Annotated in this window: 8 protein-coding genes; 3 read left to right on the top strand and 5 right to left on the bottom strand. The window is 79.7% G+C overall.

Annotated features, from left to right (window positions below):
• Positions 1-110: 110 nt before the first annotated feature.
• From hpf to mtrA, 5 genes are all read right to left on the bottom strand, one after another.
• Positions 111-899, bottom strand: a complete 789-nt coding sequence (gene hpf / locus ACRYMY_RS03590) for a ribosome hibernation-promoting factor, HPF/YfiA family (protein ID WP_432545893.1) — start codon at positions 897-899, stop codon at positions 111-113.
• Between the two features lie 201 nt (positions 900-1,100).
• The gene (locus ACRYMY_RS03585) at positions 1,101-1,910 is read right to left on the bottom strand and encodes a ComF family protein (RefSeq protein WP_432545892.1); all 810 of its coding nucleotides are present in this window, start codon (positions 1,908-1,910) and stop codon (positions 1,101-1,103) included.
• 111 nt (positions 1,911-2,021) lie between these two features.
• Complete coding sequence (locus ACRYMY_RS03580) at positions 2,022-3,773, bottom strand: LpqB family beta-propeller domain-containing protein (RefSeq protein WP_432545891.1); 1,752 nt, start codon at positions 3,771-3,773, stop codon at positions 2,022-2,024.
• Positions 3,770-5,407 carry an MtrAB system histidine kinase MtrB gene (gene mtrB / locus ACRYMY_RS03575; protein WP_432545890.1) on the bottom strand — a complete coding sequence of 546 codons (1,638 nt, stop codon included), beginning with the start codon at positions 5,405-5,407 and terminating at the stop codon, positions 3,770-3,772. The genes ACRYMY_RS03580 and mtrB overlap by 4 nt, the downstream gene beginning before the upstream one ends.
• Before the next feature lie 2 nt (positions 5,408-5,409).
• Positions 5,410-6,087: an MtrAB system response regulator MtrA gene (mtrA, locus tag ACRYMY_RS03570; RefSeq protein ID WP_369055072.1), complete on the bottom strand. Its 678-nt coding sequence runs from the start codon at positions 6,085-6,087 to the stop codon at positions 5,410-5,412.
• 132 nt (positions 6,088-6,219) lie between these two features.
• Between mtrA and ACRYMY_RS03565 the strand changes: the two genes are divergently transcribed.
• Genes ACRYMY_RS03565 through ACRYMY_RS03555 form a run of 3 tightly spaced genes read left to right on the top strand, consistent with a single transcriptional unit; the run spans position 6,220 to position 9,313 of the window.
• Positions 6,220-7,440, top strand: coding sequence for a glycerophosphoryl diester phosphodiesterase membrane domain-containing protein (locus ACRYMY_RS03565; protein ID WP_432545889.1), 1,221 nt, complete (start codon positions 6,220-6,222; stop codon positions 7,438-7,440).
• On the top strand, positions 7,437-8,105 hold the full coding sequence (locus tag ACRYMY_RS03560; RefSeq protein ID WP_432545888.1) for a DUF4129 domain-containing protein: 669 nt from the start codon (positions 7,437-7,439) through the stop codon (positions 8,103-8,105). The genes ACRYMY_RS03565 and ACRYMY_RS03560 overlap by 4 nt, the downstream gene beginning before the upstream one ends.
• Positions 8,102-9,313 (top strand): DUF4350 domain-containing protein, encoded by a 1,212-nt coding sequence (locus ACRYMY_RS03555; RefSeq protein WP_432545887.1) that lies wholly within the window; start codon positions 8,102-8,104, stop codon positions 9,311-9,313. Before ACRYMY_RS03560 ends, ACRYMY_RS03555 begins: the two co-directional genes overlap by 4 nt.
• Position 9,314: the final 1 nt, after the last annotated feature.

The raw sequence follows: 9,314 nt of genomic DNA, 5'->3' as shown, positions 1-9,314 counted from the left end.
CCCCCTCGTCGGGTGGGGGGGGGGGCGGGGGGGGCGGGCCGCCCACCGGGGGGGGGGGCGGGCCCCGCCCCGGGGGGGGCCGCCCCCGGCCCCGTCCGGTCAGCGCCCGCTCAGCGCAGGGCCGCCGCCACGACGGCGTCCAGGCCCGAGCGCTGGTCCGCCGCGCCGTCCAGCCCGGCCGCCTCCTGCGCGCCGGTGTCCCCGGCGTCCTCCACGTCCAGGTGGATGACGCCGTAGTCCCACCCGCGACGCCGGTACACCACGCTCGGGGTGCCCGTGGCGGCGTCGACGAACAGGTAGAAGTCGTGGCCCACGAGCTCCATCTCGTACAGGGCCTGGTCCAGGGTCATCGGCGTGGCGCGGTGCCGCTTCTCGCGGATCACGACGGGCGAGCCGCCCTCGGCGTCCAGCGCGGCGCCGTCGTCACCGGCGGCGACGACGTCCCCGCCCGCGGCGGGGGACGCCGCGACCTCGTCGTCGTCCGCGCGGACCTGCTCGGCCAGCGGGCGGGAGGGGTCCAGGGCGGGGGCCAGGGCCTCGTCGGTGAGCCCGGCGGGGGCGGCGGTGCGCACGGAGGTCATGCCCCGGCGGCCGTGGTGGACCTTGCGCCGGTCCCGCGACCGGCGCAGGCGCTCCAGCAGCTTCGTGGTCGCGAGGTCGAGGGCGGCGTACGGGTCGTCCGCGCACGCCTCGGCGCGCACCACGGGACCCTTGTCGCGCACGGTGATCTCCACGCGCTCGCAGCTGCTCGCCTGCCGGCGGTTCTTCTCGTGCGACACCTCCACGTCGACCCGCTGCGCGCGCGGGGCGAACTGGCTGACCTTCTCCAGCTTGTCCTCGACGTGGCGGCGGAACCGCTCCTTGACGTCGGTGTGCCGACCGGTGACCACAACTTCCACGGGATGCCTCCCTCTTGCGGGTTTCCAGCGGGCGCGGCTCGGGTGCCGGCCCGCCTCGGACCGTCACCTCGCGCCGCGCACCACCCCCGGACGGGGAGCGCGCGCGACAGGCGGCCTGGAGCGCCCGGACGGCGTCCCGCGGGCCGTCCCGACACCGGGACCCCCGCTGCGCCCGCCGAACTCGGCTGCCATGCACCAACGCTAGACCAGGTGGCCCCCGGCTGCGACGAGGCGGCGCGTCGCCGACCCGCCCGGAGCAGGACCCGGGCGCCCGGGCGGGCGCTGGGACGGGCGCTCGGACGGGTGGGTGGCGGTGGTCAGGCACACCACGGCCCGCACGTCGGCGCCGCCGCGGCGCAGCGCCCGCACCGCCTCACCGGCCGTGGCGCCCGTGGTCACGACGTCGTCGACCACGACGCAGGCGCCGGCCGGGGCCGCGCCCACGAGCCGGAAGGCCCCCTCGACGTTGCGGCGCCGGCCCGCGGCGCCCAGGTGCGTCTGGTCGGCCACGCGGCGGCGCACGACCAGCGCGCGGGCCACCGCGGCCGGGTGCCCGAGCCGGCGCCGCGAGCGCGCCGCCCGGGCCGCCAGGTCGGCGACGAGGTCGCCGCCGCGCGCGCGGCGGCTGGCCCGGCGGGCGGGCACGGGCACGAGGACCACGGGCCCATCCGCCACGGAGCCCTCCCGCACCGCGCCCTCCAGCGCGGCGGCCAGCAGGTGGCCGGCCGCGGGCCGCAGCTCGGCGCGGGCGCCCTCCTTGACCGCCAGCAGCAGGGCGCGGGCCGCGCCGGCGTGCTCGTCCGCCGCGTGCACGGGCGTGCCGTCGGGCAGCCGGGCAGCCGCACCGGCCGCCCACCGGCCCGTGGCCGCCGCGCACGACGGGCACCAGGGGGTGCCGGGACGGGCGCAGCCGGCGCAGGAGGCGGACCACACGAGGTCGACGGCGGCCGCGGCGGCGCGGCCCAGCGGCCGCAGGACGGCGAGCGGTCCCGGCGGGACGAGGGGGTGCACCCGGGCAGCGTGCCGCCGCCGGGACCGCCCCGGGCGGGCCGTCCACCGTCCGGCGCGCGCCGGGCGGCGGCGCCGCCCTGTGGACCCCCCGGCGCGGGGTTCCGCCCCGCCTCAGCCCGGGTAGGCCGGGTCCCGCCCCTGCGCGAAGACCAGCCACTCCGCCCCGCTGCGCGCCAGCAGCCGGCCGTCCGCGGTGCCCACGACGACGTCGCGCTCGCTCGTGCCGGCCGCCACGGACACCGCCCCCGGCACCGCCGGCAGCGCCTGCCAGGGACCGGAGACGCCGCTGAGCACCGGCACCGGGTCGGGCCCGTCCGCCAGCCGCACCAGGAGGACGACCTCGTCGTCCACCGGCCACGACACGTCCAGGACCTCCTCGGCCCCCGGCACCAGCGGCGCGGACCCGTCGCCCACCCGCAGCGGGCGCCCGTCGCGGTCGCGGACCAGCCCGTGCACGCGCACCCGCTGCGAGCCGTCGGGGGCGCGCACCACCACCAGCGCCCGCGCCCCGTCGCGCGAGACGCGCCAGCGCTGGACCACCCCGCCCATCCCCGCGGCCGGCAGCTGCACGCGCACCGGCGGCTCGTCGGGCGCGTCCACCGGGACCACCACCGGCTCGGCGCCCTCCTCGGCGGGCACCGTCCACACCCACCCCGAGCGGTCCACCGACGGCGGGCTCAGCGGCACCGCCGAGCGGTGCACGACGCGCAGCGGACCGCCGGAGCGCTGCACGGCCAGCTCCCGCTCGCCGTCCAGCAGCACCGCGTACGCCTCCCCGTCCAGGGACACCGCCGGGTGGGCGGCGTCCTCGGCGGCCGACAGCCCCGGCCCCGTGCCGGGCACCGCGCGCACCGACGTGCCGTCCCAGCGCGAGAGCCCGCCCGGCCCCAGGAGGACCGGGCGCGCGTCCGGCGCGCCGTCGGCGACCACCGGGCCGGTCGCGTCCCCCGGCGCGCCGCGCGAGAGCTCCGCGCCGTCCACGACCACGCGCACCCGCCCCACCGACGGCAGCCGGGTCAGGCTGGCGCGCAGCTGCGCCAGCAGCAGCGTGCGCCGCTCCGGGTCCGCCTCCAGCACCGCGCTGGTCAGCTCGACCGTCGCCGTGCCCGCCTCCACCGGCACGGTGCCCACCCGCAGCTCCGTGCCCTCCGGGGCGCCGCTGCGCACGGCGGCCGCCAGCCACGGCGACGGACCCGCCAGCAGCTCGGTGACGATCCGCGTCGGGGTCGTGGAGTCGTAGGGGAACCAGCGCACGTCCCCGACCAGCTGCTGCCCGTCGGCCGTGGCGAAGTAGACGGGGAAGGGGCGCAGCGAGCGCGAGGCGTCCACGCGGGTCAGCACCAGGCCGTCGGGCAGCTCGTCGATGCGCCACTCCCCGTCGGCCTGCACGAGCCGGAAGGCCAGCGAGGTGCGGGTGCCGCCGGGCCGCTGCTCGTAGTGGCCGGCGGCGTCCACCACCGCCAGCACCTCCCCGGTGACCGAGACCTGCGCGGCCTCCGCGGCGTCCACGGGCGCCGGCGTCACGTCCGCGGCGTCGCGCAGCAGCGTCGTCCCGGCCGCCGGGCGCCAGCGGCCCGCGGCGTCGCCGGTGAGGAAGGAGCGGGCCACCGCGAAGTCGTCGGCCGCCGCGCCGCCCGCCAGCAGGAAGCCGCGCACCACCTCCGCCGGCCCCGCGCCGACCCGCGGACCCCGGGGGATGACCTGCAGCACCCCGGCGCGCGGGTCGTCCACGACCCGCGAGCCGCTGACCACCGGCCCCGAGCGCGGCAGCCCGCCGCAGCCGCCGAGCACGAGGGCGCCGGCGAGCGCGGCGGCCACGACCGCGCCCCGCGCCCCGCGCCGCCGCGCGCGCCGGCCCGTCACGGCGTCCCGCTCCCGCCGCCCACCGCGGGCGGGACCACCGGCGCCGGCAGCGCCGCCACCGGCTCGCGCCAGCCCGCCGGCACCACCGGCAGGGGCGAGGCCCGCAGCGGCCGGCCCGCCTGGCGCGGCAGCGTCAGCACGAAGTGGCAGCCGCGGCCCGGCCGGCCCCACACCTCCAGCCACCCGCCGTGCAGCCGCGTGTCCTCCAGGGCGATCGCCAGGCCCAGCCCGCTGCCGCCGGTGGTGCGGGCGCGGGCGGGGTCGGCGCGCCAGAACCGGTCGAACACGCGCGGCAGCTGGGTCGGGTCCAGACCCACCCCGTGGTCGCGCACGCCCACCGCCACGGCGTGCTCGTCGCACACCACGGTCACCTCGATGGGCCGCGCCTCGCCGTGCTCGACGGCGTTGCCGAGCAGGTTGCGCAGCACCCGCTCGATGCGGCGCGAGTCCACCTCCGCCGTGCACGGCGAGTGCGGCTCGCTGACGCGGACCTCGCTGCCGCGCCGCTCGGCCAGCTGCGCGGTGAAGTCCACGACGCGGTGCACGATCGCCCGCACGTCCTGCGGGTCGGCCTCCAGCGCGGCCGCGCCGGCGTCGAAGCGGCTGATCTCCAGCAGGTCGCTCAGCAGCGTGTCGAAGCGCTCCAGCTGCGTCAGCAGCAGCTCCGCCGAGCGCGCCACCGCCGGGTCGAAGTCGCCGCGGGCGTCGTGCAGGACCTCCCCGGCCATCCGGATCGTCGTCAGCGGCGTGCGCAGCTCGTGGCTGACGTCGGAGACGAAGCGCCGCTGCAGCCGCGACAGCTCCTCCAGCTGCTCGATCTGCTCCTGCAGCCCGGCGGCCATCGCGTTGAACGCGCGCGCCAGCCGCGCCAGGTCGTCGCTGCCGCGCACCCGCATGCGCTCGTCCAGGTGCCCGGCGGCCAGCCGCTCGGCCGTGCCGGCGGCGTCGCGCACGGGCTGCACCACCGTGCGGGCCACCAGCCAGGCGACCGCCCCGACGAGGACCACCAGGGCCAGGCCGCCGCCGATGAACGTGGCGCGGACCAGGCCGATGGTCGCCTGCTCACTGGCCAAGGAGTAGACGAGGTACAGCTCGTACTGCCCCGCGCGCGGCAGCGTCACCGTCGAGCCGACGACCAGCGAGGGGGCGCCGCTGCCGTCGCGCAGGTCGACCAGCTGCAGCTGCTGCACGTCGCTGCCCTGCACGGCCGCGCGCAGCTCGGCCGGGACGCTGTCGGCCGACAGGCCCGGGGAGGTCACGTCGCGCACCACCGGCTGCGTCACCGGGTCCGCACCGCCCGCCGACGCGGGCGTGCGCAGCAGCAGGACGCTGCGCACCCGGTCCGGTCCCGCGCCCTCCAGGGAGGACACGACGTCGCCGGCCAGCTGCTCCAGCTCGGGCGTGGAGGTGGAGGTGGCGGCGTCGAACTGCGACTGCGCCGTCGCGGCGCTGCGCGCGGCGTCGGCGACCGCGACGCGCTGGCGGTCCTCCAGCAGCCCCTCGGCGATGCCGTCCAGCAGGAACGTGCCGACGCCGAGGACCACGACCACCCCCAGGGCGGTGGTCAGCGCCACCACGCGCGTCTGCAGCGAGGACCGCCACCGCGCGAGGGGGCGCAGCAGGACCCGGCGCACCGCTACAGGGGCCCGGCGCGGTACCCGACGCCGCGGACGGTGACGACGATCTCCGGGTGCTCGGGGTCGCGCTCGATCTTCGAGCGCAGGCGCTGGACGTGGACGTTGACCAGCCGCGTGTCCGCCGCGTGCCGGTAGCCCCACACCTGCTCCAGCAGCAGCTCGCGGGAGAACGCCTGCCAGGGCTTGCGCGCCAGCGTGACCAGCAGCTCGAACTCCAGCGGGGTCAGCGGCAGGCTGCGCCCGTCGCGGCGCACCGAGTGCCCGGCGACGTCGACGACGAGGTCGCCGATGCGCAGCGTCTCGGGGGGCCGCTCGCCCGAGGCGCGCAGCCGGGCCCGCACGCGGGCGACGAGCTCCTTGGGCTTGAACGGCTTGACGACGTAGTCGTCGGCGCCGGCCTCCAGGCCGAGCACGACGTCGACGGTGTCGCTCTTGGCGGTGAGCATGACGATCGGCACGCCGGACTCGGCGCGGATCTGCCGGCACACCTCCATGCCGTCCGTGCCCGGGAGCATGAGGTCCAGCAGCACCACGTCGGGACGCGCGGCGCGGAAGGCCGCGAGCGCCTCGTCGCCGTCGCTGCAGACGGTGGTCTCGAAGCCCTCGCCCTTGAGCACGATCTGCAGCATCTCGGCGAGCGCGGTGTCGTCGTCCACGACCAGCACACGGCCCTTCATGCCCCCAGTCTGCCCCGCGACCGCTCCGGCGCGGGGCAGCACGCGCCCACGGCCGCCGCGGGGGTGCCCTCTGGCACGATGCTGAGCACCGCGGGCCGACGTCCGCGACCGCAGCACGGGGGGACGCCGAGGATGAGCCAGGGGCAGGAGCCGGGGGTACCCGGGCCCGGTGACGGCGGCGGGTGGCACAGCCCCGCCGAGCGGGGCGCGGGCGGCTGGCACGGCCCGGCCGACCCCCCGCCGCCCGGCCCCGCGCCGGTCGCGCCCCCGGGCGCCGCGCCGGGTGCCCCCGGCGGGCAGGGCGGGCAGGGCGGGCCGGGCGGCTGGGACGGCGGCGGGTGGCAGCCGCCGCCGGCGCAACCGGCCCCACCGCGACCGGGCATCGTGCCGCTGCGGCCCCTGGGCCTGGGTGAGATCTGGGACGGGGCGTTCCGCGCCTTCCGCCTCAACCCGCGGGCCATGGTCGGCCTGTCGGCGCTGGTGGTGGGCGTCACGACGGTGGTCATCGTGCTGGCCAACGTCGTGCTGACGCGCGACGTCGTCGGGCTGGCGGCGCAGCTGGAGACGGGCGCCGCGGGGCCGGCGGAGGCGCTGGGCGCGCTGCAGCGCTCGGTGCCGCTGTTCCTGGTCTCCACGCTGCTGCAGGTGGTGGCGGTGCTGGTGCTCAACGGCATGCTCATCCTCGCCGTCAGCCGGGCCGTGCTGGGCCAGCGCACGGGGCTGGCGGAGCTGTGGCGGCTGACGCGGCCGCGGGTCCTCGCGCTGGTGGCCGTCTCGCTGCTGGTGACCGTCGCCGTGCTGGTGCTGGGCGCGCTGCTGCTGGCCCCGGGGATCGCGCTGCTGGCCACGGACACCTCCGTGGGGGCGGGCGCGCTGGCGCTGGTGGGCGGGCTGCTGGCCTGGCTGGTGCTGGGCGCCTTCGTCTACGTGCGCTGGGCGCTGGCCACCCCGGCGCTGCTGCTGGAGCGGCTGGGCGTGGGGGCCTCGCTGGGCCGCTCGTGGCGGCTGGTGCGCGGCAGCTGGTGGCGCACCTTCGGGATCCTGGCGCTGACGAGCGTCGTGGCCACCGTCGTGGTGACGGCCGTGCAGGCGCCCTTCTCCCTGCTCAGCGGGGCGGCGACGTTCCTCGGCTCGGGCGGCCAGGAGGTCCCCGGCACGACGGAGATCGTCGTGTCCCAGACCGTGACCGGGATCGGGACGCTGCTGGGCAGCGTCGTGGCCTACCCGTTCCTGGCGTCGGTGACGGCCCTGGTCTACGTCGACCTGCGGATGCGCCGCGAGGGCCTGGACGTGGAGCTGCACCGCGCGGCCGCGGCGGGGCCGGGCGGCGACGGGCGGGACCCCGCCGCGTGATCGGCGCCGTGGCCGCCGGCGTGCCCGTCGAGCCGGACCGGGCGGGCGCGCGCGAGCTGCTGGCGCGCGAGCTGGCGGGCGCGGAGTACCGCGAGGCGCGGGCGCCCTGGCTGCTGCGCGCCTGGAACTGGTTCGCCGACCGGCTCGCGCAGGTGGAGGTGCCCGGGCTGGGCACGAGCTGGACGGGGCCGCTGCTGGTCCTGGTGCTGGTGGCCGCCGTCGCGGTGGCCGTGCTGCTGGCGGCGGGGCCGGTGCGCCGGCAGGCGCGCGCCGCCCGCCCCGACGCGGTGTTCGCCGCCGGCCCGGTGCCGGCGGAGGAGCACTTCCGCGCCGCGGACGCGGCCGCGGCCGCCGGCCGCTTCGACGAGGCCGTGCAGGAGCGCTTCCGCGGGCTGGTGCGCTCCCTGGAGGAGCGCGTCCTCATCGAGCGCCGCCCGGGCCGCACGGCCCACGAGGTCGCCGACGAGGCGGCCGCGGCGCTGCCGGGGTGCGCCGGGGAGCTGCGCCGCGCGGCGCGCACGTTCGACGACGTGCGCTACGGCGGGCGGGGCGCCTCGGCGGCCGCCGACGCGGACCTGCGCGCGGTGGTCGAGCGGGTCGCCGCCGCGCGGCCCGCGGCACCCGAGCGCGCCCCGGAGCCCGGCGCGCCGGTGGCGGCGCCGTGAGCGTCTTGACCGGCCCCGAGGCCCCCGGGAGCGCCGCCGGCGCCGCGGGCCGTCCCGGCGCCGCCCCCTCCCGGTGGGAGCGCTGGCGCGGCCCGCTGCTGGTCGCCGCCGGCCTCGTCGCCCTGGCGCTGCTGCTGGCGCTGCTGGCCCCGCGCACCTCCCGCGAGCCGCTGGCGGCGGACTCGGTGGCGCCGGAGGGCTCGCGGGCGCTGGCCCGGGTGCTGCAGGAGCAGGGCGTGGACGTGCAGCCGGTGCGCCGCTTCGACGACGCGCTGGCGCGGGTGCGGGACGCGCCGGAGGGCGCCACCGTCCTCGTCACGGCACCGGAGGTGCTCGTGCCGGAGCGGCTGCGCGCGCTGGCGGACCTGGCCGCCGGCGGCACCGACCTTGTCCTCGCGGCGCCGGACGCCCCCGCGCTGGCGGAGCTGGCGCCGCAGCTGCGCCCGGCCGGGACGCGCCCGGCCGCCCCGGCGGACCCGGGGTGCGCGGCGCCCGACGCGGTGGCCGCCGGGGAGGTGCTCGCCGGCGGCACCACGTACGCCGTGGTGGAGGGCGCGGACGGCGCCGACGGCGCGGCCGTCTGCTACGGCGGCTCCTACGCGGTGGTGGGACCCGCGGGGGACGGGCCGGGGCGGGTGGTCGTCCTGGGGCAGCGGCGGGTGCTGACCAACGACGTGCTGGACGAGCGCGGCAACGCGGCGCTGGCGCTGCGCAGCCTGGGCGCGCAGCCGGTCCTCGTCTGGTACCGCCCGGACCCGCTGGACACGCCGGCCGGGGAGGCGGTGCCGCTGCGCGAGCTGGTGCCGGCGTGGGTGGTGCCGGCCGGGGTCCTGCTGCTGCTGTCGGCCGCCTCCGTGGCGCTGTGGCGCGGCCGGCGGCTGGGCCGCCTGGTGCCCGAGCCGCTGCCGGTGGTGGTGCGGGCGGTGGAGAGCGTGGAGGGCCGGGGCCGGCTGTACGCGCAGGCCGCCGCCCGCGACCGCGCCGCGGAGGCGCTGCGCGCGGCCACGGTGCGGCGGGTGCGCGCCCTGGTGCGGCTGGACCCGCAGGCGCCGGTCGTGGACGTGGCCGAGGTCGCCGCCTGGGAGTGCGGCCGCGACCCGGCCGCGGTACGGGCGCTGCTGCTGTCCGGGCCGCCGGACGACGACGCGGGGCTGGTGCGCCTGGCCGGTGAGCTGGACGCCCTGGAGCGCGACCTGCGCGGCCGCTGAG

The organism is Kineococcus haloalkalitolerans (assembly GCF_050871905.1).
Classification (GTDB): Bacteria; Actinomycetota; Actinomycetes; order Actinomycetales; family Kineococcaceae; genus Kineococcus.
The sequence above is the reverse complement of the archived record's forward strand: the minus strand, read 5'-3'. Positions and strand labels throughout refer to the sequence as shown.

Excerpts from the sequence above, each read along its gene's own strand:
- mtrA (WP_369055072.1), bottom strand. The coding sequence starts at position 6,087 with ATGAAGGGCCGTGTGCTGGTCGTGGACGACGACACCGCGCTCGCCGAG.
- ACRYMY_RS03565 (WP_432545889.1), top strand. The coding sequence starts at position 6,220 with ATGAGCCAGGGGCAGGAGCCGGGGGTACCCGGGCCCGGTGACGGCGGC.